This is a genomic window from Streptomyces sp. 2P-4, assembly GCF_030167965.1.
Taxonomy (GTDB): Bacteria; Actinomycetota; Actinomycetes; order Streptomycetales; family Streptomycetaceae; genus Streptomyces; species Streptomyces globosus_A.
The window spans coordinates 1,999,435-2,016,292 of sequence record NZ_CP095011.1 but is presented as its reverse complement, the minus strand read 5'-3'; the positions used below and the strand labels follow the sequence as shown (position 1 = coordinate 2,016,292).

Annotated in this window: 12 protein-coding genes; 9 read left to right on the top strand and 3 right to left on the bottom strand. The window is 74.7% G+C overall.

Annotated features, from left to right (window positions below; translation table 11 throughout):
* Positions 1 to 3: 3 nt before the first annotated feature.
* A complete protein-coding gene (locus MUK52_RS08320; RefSeq protein ID WP_284575380.1) occupies positions 4 to 480 on the top strand; it encodes a bifunctional DNA primase/polymerase in 477 nt (158 codons plus the stop codon).
* Here MUK52_RS08320 and MUK52_RS08315 read toward each other — a convergent pair.
* Positions 392 to 1,258 carry a phosphatase PAP2 family protein gene (locus MUK52_RS08315; RefSeq protein WP_284575378.1) on the bottom strand — a complete coding sequence of 289 codons (867 nt, stop codon included), beginning with the start codon at positions 1,256 to 1,258 and terminating at the stop codon, positions 392 to 394. The genes MUK52_RS08320 and MUK52_RS08315 overlap by 89 nt on opposite strands.
* A gap of 169 nt (positions 1,259 to 1,427) precedes the next feature.
* Positions 1,428 to 2,762: a 4-aminobutyrate--2-oxoglutarate transaminase gene (gabT, locus tag MUK52_RS08310; protein ID WP_284575376.1), complete on the bottom strand. Its 1,335-nt coding sequence runs from the start codon at positions 2,760 to 2,762 to the stop codon at positions 1,428 to 1,430.
* 249 nt (positions 2,763 to 3,011) lie between these two features.
* Here gabT and MUK52_RS08305 point away from each other — a divergent pair, with 249 nt between their 5' ends.
* From MUK52_RS08305 to MUK52_RS08295, 3 genes are all read left to right on the top strand, one after another.
* Complete coding sequence (locus MUK52_RS08305) at positions 3,012 to 5,147, top strand: ATP-binding protein (RefSeq protein WP_284575374.1); 2,136 nt, start codon at positions 3,012 to 3,014, stop codon at positions 5,145 to 5,147.
* 133 nt (positions 5,148 to 5,280) lie between these two features.
* Positions 5,281 to 6,861, top strand: coding sequence for a PucR family transcriptional regulator (locus MUK52_RS08300; protein WP_114054415.1), 1,581 nt, complete (start codon positions 5,281 to 5,283; stop codon positions 6,859 to 6,861).
* A gap of 138 nt (positions 6,862 to 6,999) precedes the next feature.
* Positions 7,000 to 8,445 (top strand): aldehyde dehydrogenase family protein, encoded by a 1,446-nt coding sequence (locus MUK52_RS08295; protein WP_114054416.1) that lies wholly within the window; start codon positions 7,000 to 7,002, stop codon positions 8,443 to 8,445.
* A gap of 117 nt (positions 8,446 to 8,562) precedes the next feature.
* Here MUK52_RS08295 and MUK52_RS08290 read toward each other — a convergent pair whose 3' ends face one another.
* The gene (locus tag MUK52_RS08290) at positions 8,563 to 9,051 is read right to left on the bottom strand and encodes a hypothetical protein (RefSeq protein ID WP_284575373.1); all 489 of its coding nucleotides are present in this window, start codon (positions 9,049 to 9,051) and stop codon (positions 8,563 to 8,565) included.
* A gap of 422 nt (positions 9,052 to 9,473) precedes the next feature.
* Here MUK52_RS08290 and MUK52_RS08285 point away from each other — a divergent pair, with 422 nt between their 5' ends.
* From MUK52_RS08285 to ispG, 5 genes are all read left to right on the top strand, one after another.
* Positions 9,474 to 11,417, top strand: coding sequence for an acyl-CoA dehydrogenase family protein (locus tag MUK52_RS08285; protein ID WP_284575372.1), 1,944 nt, complete (start codon positions 9,474 to 9,476; stop codon positions 11,415 to 11,417).
* Between the two features lie 57 nt (positions 11,418 to 11,474).
* A complete protein-coding gene (locus MUK52_RS08280) occupies positions 11,475 to 12,854 on the top strand; it encodes a hypothetical protein (RefSeq protein WP_162793129.1) in 1,380 nt (459 codons plus the stop codon).
* Positions 12,855 to 12,874: 20 nt separating this feature from the next.
* Positions 12,875 to 14,128, top strand: a complete 1,254-nt coding sequence (gene dxr / locus MUK52_RS08275) for a 1-deoxy-D-xylulose-5-phosphate reductoisomerase (protein WP_114054425.1) — start codon at positions 12,875 to 12,877, stop codon at positions 14,126 to 14,128.
* Positions 14,125 to 15,426 (top strand): M50 family metallopeptidase, encoded by a 1,302-nt coding sequence (locus MUK52_RS08270; protein WP_114054426.1) that lies wholly within the window; start codon positions 14,125 to 14,127, stop codon positions 15,424 to 15,426. Before dxr ends, MUK52_RS08270 begins: the two co-directional genes overlap by 4 nt.
* A gap of 197 nt (positions 15,427 to 15,623) precedes the next feature.
* The gene (gene ispG, locus MUK52_RS08265; protein WP_284575369.1) at positions 15,624 to 16,781 is read left to right on the top strand and encodes a flavodoxin-dependent (E)-4-hydroxy-3-methylbut-2-enyl-diphosphate synthase; all 1,158 of its coding nucleotides are present in this window, start codon (positions 15,624 to 15,626) and stop codon (positions 16,779 to 16,781) included.
* The last annotated feature ends 77 nt before the right edge of the window (positions 16,782 to 16,858 follow it).

Sequence of the window (16,858 nt, the reverse complement as noted above, 5' to 3'; positions counted from 1 at the left end):
GCGATGCAGGGCTCGGATGTCAAAGCCGCGGTGGAATGGCTCGTCTCGGCGGCCGGCGATCCACAGGCCTGCCGCTGGGAGTGGGAGCGCAGCCCCGACGGGGTCGCCCTGCTGCCCGCGGGCCGGCACTGGGACGTGCTGGTCCTGCCCGGCGGGCTCGGCCGGGCCGCCCTCGCCGTCCTGCGGCGGCTGCGCGGGCGGCCCGGCCCGGTGCTCGCCGGCCCGGGCGGCACCCGGCTGGGCTTCTTCGTGCCCGCGGGGACGGCCTCGCACTGGCTGGCCACCGGCGTGCGCGGCGCCGGACGGGGCAGCTGGGTCGTCGTCCCCCATCCCGGCAGGGCTCCCGGGGCCGCCGGGCACTGGCTGGTGCCGCCGGACGGCCGCGGGACGCTCACCGATCCGGCGGTGCTGGAGCTCGCCCTGCACGAGGCGGCGGCCGCCCGCGCCACCGGGGAGCTGGCGGCGGGCCGCCCCGCCTGAGCCCGCGTACGACGGCCAGCCGGACGGCGTACAGCAGCGGCACGCACAGCAGGAGCGAGGCGAGGACGTCCAGCGGCCAGTGGAAGCCGCGCAGGACGAGCCCGGCGGCCGTGGCGGCCGTCAGCGCCAGCGCCGCGGCCGCCGGCCACGGCCGGCGGGTGTACGGGCGCAGCAGCAGGGCTGCGGCTCCGTAGGCGACGGCGGCGGTGGCCGTGTGGCCGGAGGGGAAGTAGCCGGCGGCCCAGGGCTCCAGCGGCCCGGGGCGGGCGGTCCACGCCTTCAGCGGGACGACCAGGGCCGGCACGAGGGCGATGGCCGACGCGGCGGCCAGGGCGCCGGAGCGGTTGCCGCGGCGCAGGGCGTACGCCGCCGCCAGGACGAGGACGGGCACGGCGACGGGCACGTTGCCCAGGTCGGAGAGCCGCTCGGTGACGGCGTCGGGGAGGGTGCGCACCAGTGCGGCGCTGATCCGCTCGTCCGGACCGAGCAGCGGGCCCGAGGCCAGCACCTGCCAGGTCGCCAGGGCGAGCCCGAGGAGGGCCCCGGTGGGGAGGAGGACGGAGCGGAGGGAGAAGGAGGAGGTGGCCGGCCGTCCCGGAACAGGGGGGATGGTTCCGGGACGGCCGCCCGGACCGGGTTGCCGGGCGCCCCGGGGGGTGTGGGGCGGTCGGCTGTCCGATCGGTGAGGAGTGTGCGCGAACGCAGGCCCGGTGCGGCGCTGGGGAAGCCCGGTACCGGGGTCGCCCCCGGAATCCCGGGAGCGGGGTGTCTCACTCATCTGCAGAAACCGTACGGCAGCGGAGAGGGGGCCGACAGCAGGAACGCGGTCCTGCCATCGGCCCCCCACATCTTCTTCACAGCGCCCGACCGTTACCGGCGGTACCCCTGCGGGCGTGTGTTCGGACGCTCGCTCAGGCGGTCGTCCAGGCGGCTGCTCAGACCGTCGCTCAGACCGTCGCGAACGCGGCCTCGATGACGTCCAGGCCCTCGTTCAGCAGGTCCTCGCCGATGACCAGCGGCGGCAGGAAGCGGAGCACGTTGCCGTACGTGCCGCAGGTGAGGACGATGACGCCCTCGGCGTGGCAGGCCTTGGCGAGGGCCGCGGCGGCCTCCGGGTTCGGCGTCTTGGACGCGGGGTCCTTGACCAGCTCGATGGCGATCATGGCACCGCGGCCGCGGATGTCGCCGATGATCTCGTACTTCTCCTGCATCGCGGACAGCCGCGCCTTCATGAGGGACTCGATCTCCTTCGCCTTGGCGTTGAGGTCGAGCTCCTTCATCGTCTCGATGGAGCCGAGCGCGCCGGCGCAGGCCACCGGGTTGCCGCCGTACGTGCCGCCCAGGCCGCCCGCGTGCGCGGCGTCCATGATCTCGGCGCGGCCGGTCACCGCGGCGAGCGGCAGGCCGCCGGCGATGCCCTTGGCGGTGGTGATCAGGTCCGGGACGATGCCCTCGTCCTCGCAGGCGAACCACTGGCCGGTGCGGCAGAAGCCGGACTGGATCTCGTCCGCGACGAAGACGATGCCGTTGTCGTTGGCGAACTCCACGATCGCCGGGAGGAAGCCCTTGGCCGGCTCGATGAAGCCGCCCTCGCCGAGGACCGGCTCGATGATGATCGCGGCGACGTTCTCGGCGCCGATCTGCTTGGTGATCTGGTCGATCGCCTGGGCGGCGGCCTCGGGGCCGCAGTTCTCGGCACCGGTGGGCCAGCGGTAGCCGTAGGCGACCGGCACGCGGTAGACCTCGGGGGCGAACGGACCGAAGCCGTGCTTGTACGGCATGTTCTTCGCGGTCAGCGCCATGGTGAGGTTGGTGCGGCCGTGGTAGCCGTGGTCGAAGACGACGACGGCCTGGCGCTTGGTGTACGCACGCGCGATCTTGACGGCGTTCTCGACGGCCTCGGCGCCGGAGTTGAACAGCGCGGACTTCTTCGCGTGGTCGCCCGGGGTCAGCTCGGCCAGCGCCTCGCAGACCTCCACGTAGCCCTCGTACGGGGTGACCATGAAACAGGTGTGGGTGAAGTCCGCGAGCTGCGCGGTGGCGCGGCGCACGACGGCCTCGGCGGAGCCGCCCACCGAGGTCACGGCGATGCCGGAGCCGAAGTCGATCAGGCGGTTGCCGTCGACGTCCTCGAGGATGCCGCCGTCCAGGCGCTTGGTGAAGACGGGGAGCACCGAACCCACGCCGCGGGCCACCGCACCGAGGCGGCGGGCCTGAAGCTCCTGCGACTTCGGGCCGGGGATCGCGGTGACGAGCTTGCGCTCCTGCGGGACAGCAGTCATGGGGGCTCCTGGGGGTGTTTTCGGACGCACTTGTGTCTTTGTCCGCAGGCTAGGCCCGGGGGAGGGGGGAAAGCATGCTCCGTTCGGGAGTGGTCCGCCCGTGTCCTTGTCCGCAGCGGCCATAGGAGGGAGGCGGCGCACGGCGCCGGAACCGCGCCGCGACACCGGCCGGTACCGGCCCGCGGCCGCCGCCGGGCAACTACATTGAGCGGCGCAGCGCAGGGAAACGGGCAGGGGGCAGGGGTTTCGATGGACACCGACGGCACGCCGCACGGCACCGGCGAGCGACAGGCGCCGCACACCGGCCACGCCCCGGGCGGGCAGGTGCCCAGGCCCGCCGGCCCGCCCGCCGCCCCGCCCGCGGCGCCGCCCCGGCCCGCGCACGCCCCCGGCGGCGGCCCCGCCCTCGCGGACTGGCTGCGCACCCCGCGCGTCTCCGACGGCCCCGGGGTGTGGGCGTACGGGCACGTGCCCCGACCCGCCGAGGAGCCGGAGCGCACCCCGACCCGCCAGCTCGTCTCCGGCGCCCTGATCTCCCTCCTCGCCGGACTGCTGCTGTGGTCCCTGCTCTGGAACGGCTACCTGGGCGGCTTCTGGCTCTGGCCGCTCTACATGTTCACGCCCGACTCCTGGGCCGGCACCATGCCGGCCGTCGTCGCCGCCTACACCTGGTACACCGCGGTCGCCCTGATGCTGGCCGTCGGCTTCGGCCGGCTCGGCCGCTGGCCCGAACTGGCCCGCCGCCTCCTCACCGGCGGCGCCGCCCGCGCCGAGGGGACCCGGCTCCCCGACCGGCCCGCACCCGGCAGCCCCGACGACCCCGCCGGCTGGCCCGAGCTGCGCCGGGCCGGCCTCGGCGACCTCGCCGACCTGCTCGCCGCCGAGGCGGCCTCCGGCCGCATGAACGACGTCGACCACGCCCGGATCCGGCGCGCCTGGGACTCCGTACGCGCCGACCCCGCGCGCGCCACCGCCTTCGCCGGAGCCGTCCGCGGCAAGGGCGCCGCCGCCTGCCTGCACCCCTCCGGGGCCCGCGACCTGCCCGTGCGCGCCGCCCGCCACGACCTCCTCGCCCGGCAGGTCCTGCTCGGCACCGCCGACCCCGGCACCCGCAACCCGTACGCCCGGCGCGGGACGCGGCTCGCCCTCGACCCCGCCGTGCTGGGCACCTCGCTGCTCGCCGTCGGCCCCTCCGGAGCCGGGAAGACCGCCCTGCTCGTCCGGCCCGTCGTGGAGTCCCTCGCCCTCCAGGCCCTCGCCGGCCAGGCCGCCGTCGTCGCCGTCGCCGCCGCAGGCACCCGGCTGGGCCCGGACGACGGCTTCGACGTGGTCGTCCGGATCGGCGACCCCGCCTCCGTCCACGACCTCGACCTGTACGGGGGCACCACCGACCCCGACGAGGCCGCCGGGCTGCTCGCCGAGGCCTTCACCGGCGACGTCCCCGGCATGGAGGTCCGCCGCGCCGCCACCGCCCTCGCCCAGCTCCTCGGCCCCTTCCGGACCGCGTACGGCCGCTTCCCGGCCGTGCCCGAGCTGCGCGAACTGCTGGACCGGGTGCCCGCCCGCCTCGACGCCCTGCGCTCCGCCCTCGAAGCAGCCGGAGCCCAGGCCATGATCCGCGAGCTCGACGCCCGCGACCGCCAGCACGGCACCCCCGGCGACCCCGGCCCTGCCCTCGCCGACCGCGTGGCGCTGCTGGACCGGCCCGCCTTCGACGGGTTCTTCGACACCGGCGGCCGCAGCCGGCCCTTCTCGCTGCGCAGCCTGGAGCACCCGCTGCGCGTCCGCATCGACCTGCCCGAGCGCGGGCACGCCGACGCCTCCCGCATCCTCGCCCGCCTGGTCCTGGCCCAGTTCTCCGCCTGCGCGGCGGCCCGCACCGACCGGTCGCTGTTCGCGTTCCTCGCCCTCGACGACGCCTCCCACACCCTGACCCCGCAGAGCGTGCGGAGCCTCCAGCGGCTGCGCACCGCCAACGCCGGCGTCCTGCTGGCGCTGCGCACCCTCGACGACGTCCCCGAGGCGCTGCGGACGCCGCTGCTCGGGGCCGTCGGCTGCCGGATGGCCTTCTCCGGCGTCACCACCTGGGACGGCAGGCGCTTCGCCGAGGCGTGGGGCACCGAATGGGTGGAGGCCCGCGACGTCACCCACCGCACCGTCTTCGCCGACCAGCCGCTGACCCGCGCCGTGCACGCCTTCCGCAAGCTCGTCACCGGCAAGGCCGTCACGACGGACGCCGTCACCGTCCGGCAGGTGGAGCGGGAGCGCTGGTCCGCCTCCGACCTCGCGCACTCCGTCCCGCCCGGCCACGCCGTGCTCTCGCTGACCACGGTCCGCGGGGAGCGGGCGGCCCCGCTGCTGGTGAGGCTGGAGGGAACGGGCTGAGCGGACCCGTACGGGGTGGCAGAATCAGAAGGGCCGTTCATACGGCGCGGCGAAATCCCGCGCCCCGCGGCGGCCCCGCCCCGCACCCCGGCGGCGCGACCGCCTCCCCGCCGCCCCCACTGCCTGGAACCCGATGCCGCTCACCCTCGCCTCCCTCGTCCAGCACTCGGCGCTCAAGCTCGGCGTCCGGGCCGGGGAGGGGCGCCTGGACACGCCCGTGCGCTGGGCGCACGTCAGCGAGCTCGCCGACCCCGTCCCCTACATGGAGGGCGGGGAGCTGCTGCTGACCACGGCCATGAAGCTCGACGCAGCGGACCCGCAGGAGATGCGCCGCTACGTCCGCCGCCTCGCCGCGGCCGGCGTCGTCGGCATCGGCTTCGCCGTCGGCGTGAACCACGAGGAGATCCCGCAGGCGCTCGTCGACGCCGCCCGCGCCGAGGACCTGCCGCTGCTGGAGGTGCCGCGCAGGACCCCCTTCCTCGCCATCAGCAAGGCGGTCTCCGCGGCCCTCGCCGCCGACCAGTACCGGGCCGTCACCGCCGGCTTCGAAGCGCAGCGCGAGCTGACCCGGGCCGCCCTCACCGCGGACGGGCCCGCCGAGCTGCTGGCCCGCCTCGCCGCGCACGTCCACGGCTGGGCCGCCCTGTACGACACCTCGGGCGCCGTCGTCGCCGCCGCACCCGAGTGGGCCGCCCGGCGCGCCGCCCGGCTCACCCCCGACGTGGAGCGGCTGCGCGAGCGCCCCGCCCCGGCCAGCGCCGTCGTGGGCGGCGCGGAGGACCGCGTCGAACTCCAGTCGCTCGGCACGGGCCGCCGGGCCCGCGGCGCGCTGGCCGTCGGCACCGGCGCCCCGCTGGGCACGGCCGAGCGGTACGCCGTCCACTCGGCCGTCGCCCTGCTGACCCTGACCACCGAGCGGTCCCGGTCCCTGCACGACGCCGAGTCCCGGCTGGGCGCCGCCGTGCTGCGGATGCTGCTGGCCGGGGAGGCGGACCACGCCCGCACCGTCGCCGGCGACCTGTACGGGACGCTGCTGGACGCGCCGTTCCGGATCGTCGTCGCCGAGCCGGCCCTGCCCGGCACGGCCCGGCCCGAGGGGCTGGCCCTCCTCGCCGACACCGTGGAGTCCGCTGCCGCCCGCGCCGGCGAGTCGCTGCTGCTGGTGCCCGAGCCCGGCCGCCTCACCGTCCTCGCCGCCGACGGCGGGGCCGCCGTACAGGCCTGCACCGGGCACGCCGAGGCGCTCGAAGCCCGGCGCGGGCGGGACTCCGCCGGCCCCGAACCCGACGAGCTGGTGGTCGGGCTGTCCGCGCCCGCCGGCGCCGCAACCGTCGCGGCCGCCCTCAAGCAGGCCGACCAGGCACTGGCCGTCGCCCGGCGGCGCGGCCGCCCCCTGGTGGAGCACGAGGACCTCGCCGCCGGGTCGGTGCTGCCGCTGCTCGCCGACGAAGCCGTACGGGCCTTCGCCGACGGCACCCTGCGGGCCCTGCGCGAACACGACGAGAAGGGCCGCGGCGACCTCGTCGCCTCCCTGCATGCCTGGCTCTCCCGGCACGGGCAGTGGGACGCGGCCGCCGCCGACCTCGGCGTGCACCGGCACACCCTGCGCTACCGGATGCGGCGCGTCGAGGAGATCCTCGGCCGCTCCCTCGACGACCCGGACGTCCGCATGGAGCTGTGGCTCGCCCTCAAGGCCGGCTCCACCCCCGCGTAGGGCCGGCCCGCCGGAACACCGACAAAGCGGCGTGCCGCGGCAGCCGGGTACTCCACCGCGGACAAGCCGCTGATCGGGCCCCGACACCTACGGTGGTGTGGACAAGGATCCGCACACATCCGAAGGGCCGGGATTCGCATGACTTCCACCCACGCCTTCTGGCTCGCCGGCCGCCAGGCCACCGGCGAGGACAGCTTCGACGTCCACAACCCGTGGGACGGCCGCCTCGTCGGCACCGTCAGCGTCCCCACCGACGCACAGGTCGAAGAGGCCGTGGCCGCGGCGTACGCCGTGACGGCGGAGTTCTCCGCGACCCCCGCCCACGTCCGGGCCGCGGCCCTGGACCACGTCTCGAAGCGCCTCGCCGAGCGGACCGAGGAGATCGCCCAGCTGATCTCCGCCGAGAACGGCAAGCCCGTCAAGTGGGCGCGCGGCGAGGTCGGCCGTGCGGTATCCGTCTTCCGCTTCGCCGCCGAGGAGGCCCGCCGCTTCAACGGCGGCGAGGCCCAGCGCCTCGACACCGACGCCGGCGGCACCGGCCGCCTGGCCCTGACCCGCCGCTTCGTCAAGGGCCCGGTCCTCGGCATCGCCCCGTTCAACTTCCCGCTGAACCTGTGCGCCCACAAGGTCGCCCCGGCCATCGCCGTCGGCGCGCCGATCATCCTCAAGCCGGCCCCGGCCACGCCGCTCTCCGGCCTGATCCTCGGCGAGCTCCTCGCCGAGACCGACCTGCCGGCCGGCTCCTGGTCGGTGCTGCCCGTCGCCAACGACAAGATGCCGGCGCTGGTCCAGGACGACCGCCTGCCCGTCATCTCCTTCACCGGCTCCGACAAGGTCGGCTACGCCATCCAGCAGTCCGTGCCGCACAAGCACTGCACCCTGGAGCTCGGCGGCAACGCCGCCGCCGTCGTCCTCGCCGACTGGTCCTCCGACGCCGACCTCGACTGGGCCGCGACCCGCATCGCGACCTTCTCGAACTACCAGGCCGGCCAGTCCTGCATCTCCGTGCAGCGCGTCATCGCCGACGCCTCCGTGTACGACCGCCTTGTCGAGAAGGTCGTCGCCCAGGTCCAGGCGCAGGTCACCGGCGATCCGTCCGACGACGCCACCGACGTCGGCCCGCTCGTCTCCGAGGACGCCGCCAAGCGCGTCGAGTCCTGGGTCGACGAGGCCGTCGCCGCCGGCGCGAAGCTGCTCACCGGCGGCAAGCGCGAGGGCGCCTCGTACGAGCCGACCGTCCTCGCCGACCTGCCCGACGGCGTGACCCTCGCCTGCGAGGAGGTCTTCGGCCCGGTCCTGACCCTGCACCGCGTCGAGAACACCGACGAGGCCTTCGCCAAGGTCAACGACTCGAAGTTCGGCCTCCAGACCGGCGTCTTCACCCGCGACGTCCAGACCGCCTTCCGCGCCCACCGCGAGCTGGAGGTCGGCGGCGTGGTCATCGGCGACGCCCCGTCCTACCGCGCCGACCAGATGCCGTACGGCGGCGTCAAGCAGTCCGGCGTCGGCCGCGAGGGCGTCCGCTACGCGATGGACGACTACACGTACGAGCGCGTCCTGGTCCTGACGAACCTGGCCCTCTGACGCCTCCCGAGAACCGGCGGCCGGAGCCCACTGTGCGGGGGCTCCGGCCGTCCCCCTTTCGCCCTCTTCCGCGCGGAGGCGGCCGGGTCCCGGCGTTCCGTCCCCGGTGCCGGCCGCTCAGACGGCCCGCAGGTAGAACTGGGTGGTGCGGAGCCCGTTGATGTCGCAGCTGTACGTCCACTGCGTGGTGGTGTAGGTGAAGCCCTGGGGGACCTTGCACGCCCACAGCCCGCTCTTCGGGGTGCGCAGGTGGAACTTGGTGGTGCGCAGCCCGTTGATGTTGCAGCTGTAGGTGGACTGCGTGGTGTCGTAGGTGAACCCGGGAGCCTCCGTGCAGGCCCACATGCCGTCGGCGGGCTTCTCGACGTAGAACATCGTGGTGCGCAGGCCGCTGGTGTGGCAGCTGTAGGTCGACGTGGTCGTGGTGTAGACGTAGCCGGGCGGCACGTTGCAGGACCAGAAGCCGCCCGCGGCGGCGCTCGCGGCCCCGCCGGGCACCGGCGCGGCGGACGCCGCGGGGGCGAGGGCGAGCGTGCCCGTCATGAGGGCGGCGGCGCCGGCGGTGGCCAGCAGGGCGCGGAACTTCCCGGATATCGCGGCGAGCATCGGTCGGGCACTCCTCGTTCGGTGGTCTGGGGCGGACCCAACGGGTGGGGGGCGGCCGGCCGGCGGGCCCCTCGGCCCGCCGCACCTGTCCGCCGTTGGAGGGCGCGGCGCATGCTCACACCCGGGACATGTCGTCGGCAAGTGCCCCGCCTGCCCGCCGACTGTTTTTCGGCCACGGGAGGCGGCCCCCGCCCGGAACGGTCGCGGGCGGTCCGGTCCCCCGGCGGCTCGGTCCGCAGATCCCGCGGGCACACGGGCGGGAGCGGGCCTCGGCTCCTGCGGGGCGGTGGGAGGCGGCCGTTTGGCGGGGGGATTCGCCCGGGTGGCCCGTCCCGGCTTTTCCCCCGGGGCTTGCGGGGGTACGACTCACAGATAGCACCCACCGGTAGCGTCCCCACTTCGGCGGCGAGGTGAGCCCCCGCATGTCCGCAACACAGCCCGCACAGCCCAAGGTGACCGAGCGCGAGGCCAGGCAGGTCGCGGAGGCGGCCAGGGAACAGGACTGGCGCAAACCGAGCTTCGCCAAGGAGCTCTTCCTCGGCAGGTTCCGCCTCGACCTGATCCATCCGCACCCGCAGCCCGCCGACGAGGACGTCAGGCGCGGCGAGGCGTTCCTCGCCCGGCTGCGGACCTTCTGCGAGACCCGCATCGACGGCGCCCGCATCGAGCGCGAGGCGAAGATCCCCGACGAGACCGTCCGCGGCCTCAAGGAGATCGGCGCGCTCGGCATGAAGATCGACCCCAAGTACGGGGGCCTCGGCCTGACCCAGGTGTACTACAACAAGGCCCTCGCCCTCGTCGGCACCGCCAGCCCCGCGATCGGCGCGCTGCTCTCCGCGCACCAGTCCATCGGCGTGCCCCAGCCGCTCAAGATGTTCGGCACCCAGGAGCAGAAGGAGGCCTTCCTGCCGCGCTGCGCCACCACCGCGATCAGCGCGTTCCTCCTCACCGAGCCCGACGTCGGCTCCGACCCGGCGCGCCTGGCCACCACCGCCGTCCCCGACGGGGACGACGCCTACGTCCTCGACGGCGTGAAGCTGTGGACCACCAACGGCGTCGTCGCCGACCTGCTCGTCGTCATGGCCCGCGTCCCGAAGTCGGAGAACCACCGCGGCGGCATCACCGCGTTCGTCGTCGAGGCCGACTCGCCCGGCATCACCGTCGAGCACCGCAACGCGTTCATGGGCCTGCGAGGCCTGGAGAACGGCGTCACCCGCTTCCACCGGGTCCGCGTGCCCGCCGCCAACCGCATCGGGGCCGAGGGCTCCGGCCTGAAGATCGCGCTGACCACCCTCAACACCGGGCGGCTGTCCCTGCCCGCCATGTGCGTCGGCGCCGGCAAGTGGTGCCTGAAGATCGCCCGCGAGTGGTCCGGCGTACGCGAGCAGTGGGGCCGGCCCGTCGGCCGCCACGAGGCCGTCGGCTCCAAGATCGCCTTCATGGCCGCGACCACCTTCGCGCTGGAGGCCGTCGTCGACCTCGCCTCCCAGATGGCCGACGAGGACCGCAACGACATCCGCATCGAGGCCGCCCTCGCCAAGCTCTACGGCTCCGAGATGGCCTGCCTCATGGCCGACGAGCTGGTCCAGATCCGCGGCGGCCGCGGCTTCGAGACCGCCGACTCCCTCGCCGCGCGCGGCGAGCGCGCCGTCCCCGCCGAGCAGATGCTGCGGGACCTGCGCATCAACCGGATCTTCGAGGGATCCACCGAGATCATGCACCTCCTCATCGCCCGCGAGGCCGTCGACGCCCACCTCTCCGTCGCCGGCGACCTCATCGACCCCGACAAGGACCTCGGCGACAAGGCCAGGGCCGGCGCCCGTGCCGCCGGCTTCTACGCCCGCTGGCTGCCCCGGCTCGCCGCCGGAGCCGGACAGGTCCCCGGCACCTACCGGGAGTTCCACCCCTCCGGCCACCCCGACCTCGCCACCCACCTGCGCTACGTCGAGCGCAGCGCCCGCAAGCTCGCCCGCTCCACCTTCTACGCCATGTCCCGCTGGCAGGGCCGCATGGAGACCAAGCAGGGCTTCCTCGGCCGCGTCGTCGACATCGGCGCCGAGCTGTTCGCGATGAGCGCGGCCTGCGTCCGCGCCGAGCACCTGCGCGCCAGCGGCGAGCACGGCCGCGAGGCCTACCAGCTCGCCGACGCCTTCTGCCGGCAGTCCCGCATCCGTGTCGAGGAGCTCTTCGGCCGCCTGTGGAGCAACACCGACGACCTCGACCGCAAGGTCGTCGCCGGAGTCCTCTCCGGCACCTACACCTGGCTGGAGGACGGCGCGTACGACCCCTCCGGCGACGGCCCCTGGATCGCCGACGCCGCCCCCGGCCCCTCCGCCCGCGAGAACGTGCACCGCCCCTTCCGCTGACCTGCGATCATCGCCGGACGCCGCAGCAGGCGTACACCACCGGCGAGGGGGAATCGGATGCATGTGAACGCCGACACCGCGGACAGGGAGAGCCGGCGGCTCGCCTGGTGCGTGGCGCTCCTGCTGCGCCACGCACCGGACGCGGTCGCCCCGGCCCTGTGGGCGCGCCTCGACGCGCCCGCGCGCCGCTTCCTGTGCCGCGACGAGCGCCTCCCGGCCTCCGCGGTCACCCTGCTGCTGCGCGGCGGCAGCGAGGAGGACCGCCGCACCGTCGCCCGCAACCCGCACGTCCTGGGCCGCCCCCTGCCGGGCCTGCCCGGGCCCGCCCGCTACGCAGCCCGCCCCGCCCCCGCCCCCGCGCTCCTGGCGACCTTCCGCTCCGAACTCGGACGGCCCCCGCACCCTCCGCTCTCCGACGCCGAGACGGTCGCCCTGCTGCGCCGGCACGGCAGCCGCCGGCCCCGGATCCCGCTGGACGTCCTGCGGCTGGGCGGGCGCCCGCCCGCGCCCGCGCTGCTGCTGCGCGAGCACGCCCGCGCGCCGCTGCCGCCCGGCTCCGTCGAGGCCCTCCTGCTCGCCGGCGGCCTGGACGCCGCCACCGCCCTCGCCCTCCTCGACACCCGCGCGGCCCCCGCGTACGGCCCCGACTGGCACCGGCCCGCCGTCCGCGCCCTCCGCGCCGGAATCGTCACCTTCGACGAGCTCGCCGCCGCCGTCGCCCCCGCACACCGCACGCTGCTCCTCGGCCGCGCCCACACCGCCGGCCGGCTCGGCTGGAACCTCGCCGAGCAGGCCGGCATGCGCGCCGCCCTGACGCGCGCCCTGCGCCCGCACCTCGGCGACGACCCGCGCCTGTGGGCCGAGTTGGAGCGCCACGCCCCCGCCTTCCCGGGCACCCTGCCCGAGCTGGCGGCCGCCGTCGCCGCCGGCACCGCCGCGGACGCCGCCCCCGGCGCGGACGCCGCCGGTCCGCGCCCGCCGGAGGACATACCCGGGCTCGCGGAGGCCGTCGCCGACCTCGCCCCCGGCCCGCCCCCGGCAGGCGGCGGCGTCCACCGCGAGCTTGCCCTGGCCAGCCTCGCCGTCCCCAACGCCATGGGCGACCTCCGCGAGGACGTCCGCTGGGTGCGCGCCTGCCTCGACCGCGGCCTCCTCACCGGCGCCGACGTCATCCGCCACAAGGCCCCCGCCGCCTGGGCCCTGGACGAGGACCACTGGCTCGGCGAGGTGGACGGCCCCGACCGGCACGACCGCCCCCGCGCCTTCCTCGCCGCCCGCGCCGAGGCCGAACGCCTCCTCGACGCCGCGCTCGGCACCGACCCCGGCGCCTGGTGGGACACCGCCCGCGCCCTGCCCGACTTCGCGGGGACGCTGCCCGAGCTGCTCGCCGCGGTCGTCAGCGGCGACTACCGGGAGGGCGTGTCCCACCGCTCCTGACGTGACGCGACAATGGGGGGATGAGCGACAGTCCAGCCCCCCTTGCCGATCCGCACCTCCTCTACGACGCCGCGGACGGCCGACGGGACATCGTCATCCTCGGCTCCACCGGGTCCATCGGGACCCAGGCCATCGACCTCGCCCTGCGCAACCCGGACCGGTTCCGGGTGACCGCGCTGTCGGCCGCCGGCGGGCGCACCGGGCTGCTCGCCGAGCAGGCCCGGCGGCTGCGCGTCACAGCGGTGGCCGTGGCCCGCGAGGACGCCGTACCGGCCCTGAAGGAGGCGCTGAGCGAGCAGTACGGCGCGTCCGAGCCGCTGCCCGAGATCCTCGCCGGGCCGGACGCGGCGACCGAGATCGCCGCCTCCGAGTGCCACACCGTCCTCAACGGCATCACCGGCTCCATCGGCCTCGCGCCGACCCTGGCAGCGCTCCGGGCGGGCCGCACCCTCGCCCTGGCCAACAAGGAGTCGCTGATCGTCGGCGGGCCGCTGGTCAAGGAGCTCGCGCAGCCCGGCCAGATCATCCCCGTCGACTCCGAGCACGCGGCCCTCTTCCAGGCCCTCGCCGCCGGCACCCGGGCCGACGTCCGCAAGCTCGTCGTGACCGCCTCCGGCGGCCCGTTCCGCGGCCGCACCCGCGCCGAACTGGCCTCCGTCACCGTCGAGGACGCCCTCGCGCACCCCACCTGGGCGATGGGCCCGGTCATCACCGTCAACTCGGCGACCCTGGTCAACAAGGGGCTGGAGGTCATCGAGGCGCACCTGCTCTACGACATCCCCTTCGACCGCATCGAGGTCGTCGTCCACCCGCAGTCCTACGTCCACTCGATGGTGGAGTTCTCCGACGGCTCCACCCTCGCCCAGGCCACCCCGCCGGACATGCGCGGCCCCATCGCGATCGGCCTCGGCTGGCCGCAGCGCGTCCCCGACGCCGCCCCCGCCTTCGACTGGACCAAGGCTTCCACCTGGGAGTTCTTCCCGCTCGACACCGAGGCGTTCCCCGCCGTGGACCTCGCCCGGCACGTGGGCACCCTCGGCTCCACCGCACCCGCCGTCTTCAATGCGGCGAACGAGGAGTGCGTGGACGCCTTCCTGGCCGGTCGGCTGCCGTTCACCGCAATCATGGATACGGTCTCTGCCGTGGTCGATGAGCACGGGACGCCGGACGCGGGAACTTCCCTCACCGTCGCGGACGTCCTTGAAGCGGAGACCTGGGCCAGGGCCCGGGCACGGGAGATGGCGGCCGGAGCCGCCGTGGAGGCGCGCGCATGACAGCACTCATGACGGTGCTCGGCATACTGGTCTTCGTGGTCGGGCTGCTCGTCTCCATCGCCTGGCACGAGCTCGGCCACCTCTCCACGGCCAAGCTCTTCGGCATCCGCGTGCCCCAGTACATGGTCGGCTTCGGGCCGACCATCTGGTCCCGGCACAAGGGCGAGACGGAGTACGGCATCAAGGCCATCCCGATGGGCGGCTACATCCGCATGATCGGGATGTTCCCGCCCGGGGAGGACGGCAGGATCAGCTCCCGCTCGACCTCGCCCGTCCGCTCGATGATCGAGGACGCCCGCTCCGCCGCCTACGAGGAGCTCCAGCCGGGCGACGAGACGCGGCTCTTCTACACGCGCAAGCCGTGGAAGCGCGTGATCGTCATGTTCGCCGGCCCGTTCATGAACCTGGTGCTCGCGATCGCGGTCTTCTTCGGCGTCTGGATGACCTTCGGGATCAACCGCACCACCACCGAGGTCGCCTCCGTCTCGCCCTGCGTCATCCAGCAGAGCGAGAGGCGGGACGTCTGCAAGGAGGGCGACCCGGTCGCCCCCGCGAAGGCCGCCGGCCTGCTCCCCGAGGACCGGATCGTCGCCTTCAACGGCCGCGCCGTCTCCGACTGGTCGGTGCTGCAGCAGCGCATCCGCGAGACCATCGGCCCCGCCACCGTCACCGTCGAGCGGGGCGGGCAGCGCCTGGCGCTGCCCGTCACCCTCATCGAGAACAAGGTCGCCAAGACCGACGGCCACGGCGGCTACGTCAAGGGCCAGTACGTCACCGCGGGCTGGCTCGGCTTCAGCCCGAAGAACGAGACCGCGGCCCTCGGATTCGGCGAGTCCGTCGAGCACATGGGCCAGGAGGTCGCCCGCAGCGTCGACGGCCTGCTCGCCCTGCCCGGCAAGATCCCGGCCCTGTGGAACGCCGCTTTCGACGGCGGCGAGCGCGAGGCCGACTCCCCGATGGGCATCGTCGGCGCCGCCCGCATCAGCGGCGAGATCGCCACCCTCGACATCCCCGCCGAGCAGCGGCTGGTCTTCTTCCTCGGCCTCGTCGGCTACTTCAACCTCTCGCTCTTCCTGTTCAACATGCTCCCGCTGCTCCCGCTGGACGGCGGGCACATCGCCGGCGCCCTGTGGGAGTCCCTCCGGCGGAACACGGCCCGCCTCTTCCGCCGCCCCGACCCCGGCCCGTTCGACGTGGCGAAGCTGATGCCCGCCGCGTACGTCGTCGCCGGCGTCTTCGTCTGCTTCACGCTGCTGGTGCTCGTCGCCGACGTCGTGAACCCCATCCGCATCACCTGACCCGCACGTACGCGCCTGTGGCCGTACGCGCGTACGGACGCCGACCGTGAGGAGCCGGGCACGAAGCGTGCCCGGCTCCCCGCGTTCGGGTGTCTCCGGCCCTCGGATGCGGGGGCCGCCCCCTCGTTGGCGTAATCTCGAAGACCGGAGCCCGCCGATCTCGGGACCTCGATCCACACCTTGGGGTTGCACAGCAGATGACTGCCATCTCTCTCGGAATGCCGTCCGTGCCGACGAAGCTCGCCGACCGCAGGGTCAGCCGCAAGATCCAGGTCGGCACGGTGGCCGTCGGCGGTGACGCGCCCATCTCGGTGCAGTCCATGACCACCACCCGCACGTCCGACATCGGCGCCACCCTCCAGCAGATCGCCGAGCTGACCGCGTCCGGCTGCGAGATCGTCCGCGTCGCCTGCCCGACGCAGGACGACGCCGACGCCCTCGCCGTCATCGCGAGGAAGTCGCAGATCCCCGTGATCGCCGACATCCACTTCCAGCCCAAGTACGTCTTCGCCGCGATCGACGCCGGCTGCGCCGCCGTCCGCGTGAACCCGGGCAACATCAAGCAGTTCGACGACAAGGTCAAGGAGATCGCCAAGGCCGCCGGCGACGCCGGCACCCCGATCCGCATCGGCGTCAACGCCGGCTCCCTCGACCGCCGCCTGCTCCAGAAGTACGGCAAGGCCACCCCCGAGGCGCTCGTCGAGTCCGCGCTGTGGGAGGCCTCCCTCTTCGAGGAGCACGGCTTCCGCGACATCAAGATCTCGGTCAAGCACAACGACCCGGTCGTCATGGTCAACGCCTACCGCCAGCTGGCCGCCCAGTGCGACTACCCGCTGCACCTCGGCGTCACCGAGGCCGGCCCCGCCTTCCAGGGCACCATCAAGTCGGCCGTCGCCTTCGGCGCCCTCCTCTCCGAGGGCATCGGCGACACCATCCGCGTCTCCCTCTCCGCCCCGCCGGTCGAGGAGGTCAAGGTCGGCCGCCAGATCCTGGAGTCGCTGAACCTCAAGCCGCGCCGCCTGGAGATCGTCTCCTGCCCCTCCTGCGGCCGCGCCCAGGTGGACGTCTACAAGCTGGCCGAGGAGGTCACCGCCGGCCTCACCGGCATGGAGGTCCCGCTGCGCGTCGCCGTCATGGGCTGCGTCGTCAACGGCCCCGGCGAGGCCCGCGAGGCCGACCTCGGCGTCGCCTCCGGCAACGGCAAGGGCCAGATCTTCGTCAAGGGCGAGGTCATCAAGACGGTCCCCGAATCCAAGATCGTGGAGACCCTCATCGAAGAGGCCATGAAGATCGCCGAGCAGATGGAGAAGGACGGCGTCGCCTCCGGCGAGCCCACCGTCGCCATCGGCGCCTGACCCCCGGCCACACCCCCGGCATCCAGCCCCGGCATCCGGCCCCCGGCCCCGTCCCCGCAGCTCGCGGACGGGGCCGG

Bases quoted from the DNA above. Each gene is read 5' to 3' on its own strand.
- MUK52_RS08320 (WP_284575380.1), top strand. From the start codon at position 4: ATGCAGGGCTCGGATGTCAAAGCCGCGGTGGAATGGCTCGTCTCGGCG.
- MUK52_RS08315 (WP_284575378.1), bottom strand. From the start codon at position 1,258: ATGAGTGAGACACCCCGCTCCCGGGATTCCGGGGGCGACCCCGGTACC.
- gabT (WP_284575376.1), bottom strand. From the start codon at position 2,762: ATGACTGCTGTCCCGCAGGAGCGCAAGCTCGTCACCGCGATCCCCGGC.
- MUK52_RS08305 (WP_284575374.1), top strand. From the start codon at position 3,012: ATGGACACCGACGGCACGCCGCACGGCACCGGCGAGCGACAGGCGCCG.
- MUK52_RS08300 (WP_114054415.1), top strand. From the start codon at position 5,281: ATGCCGCTCACCCTCGCCTCCCTCGTCCAGCACTCGGCGCTCAAGCTC.
- MUK52_RS08295 (WP_114054416.1), top strand. From the start codon at position 7,000: ATGACTTCCACCCACGCCTTCTGGCTCGCCGGCCGCCAGGCCACCGGC.
- MUK52_RS08290 (WP_284575373.1), bottom strand. From the start codon at position 9,051: ATGCTCGCCGCGATATCCGGGAAGTTCCGCGCCCTGCTGGCCACCGCC.
- MUK52_RS08285 (WP_284575372.1), top strand. From the start codon at position 9,474: ATGTCCGCAACACAGCCCGCACAGCCCAAGGTGACCGAGCGCGAGGCC.
- MUK52_RS08280 (WP_162793129.1), top strand. From the start codon at position 11,475: ATGCATGTGAACGCCGACACCGCGGACAGGGAGAGCCGGCGGCTCGCC.
- dxr (WP_114054425.1), top strand. From the start codon at position 12,875: ATGAGCGACAGTCCAGCCCCCCTTGCCGATCCGCACCTCCTCTACGAC.
- MUK52_RS08270 (WP_114054426.1), top strand. From the start codon at position 14,125: ATGACAGCACTCATGACGGTGCTCGGCATACTGGTCTTCGTGGTCGGG.
- ispG (WP_284575369.1), top strand. From the start codon at position 15,624: ATGACTGCCATCTCTCTCGGAATGCCGTCCGTGCCGACGAAGCTCGCC.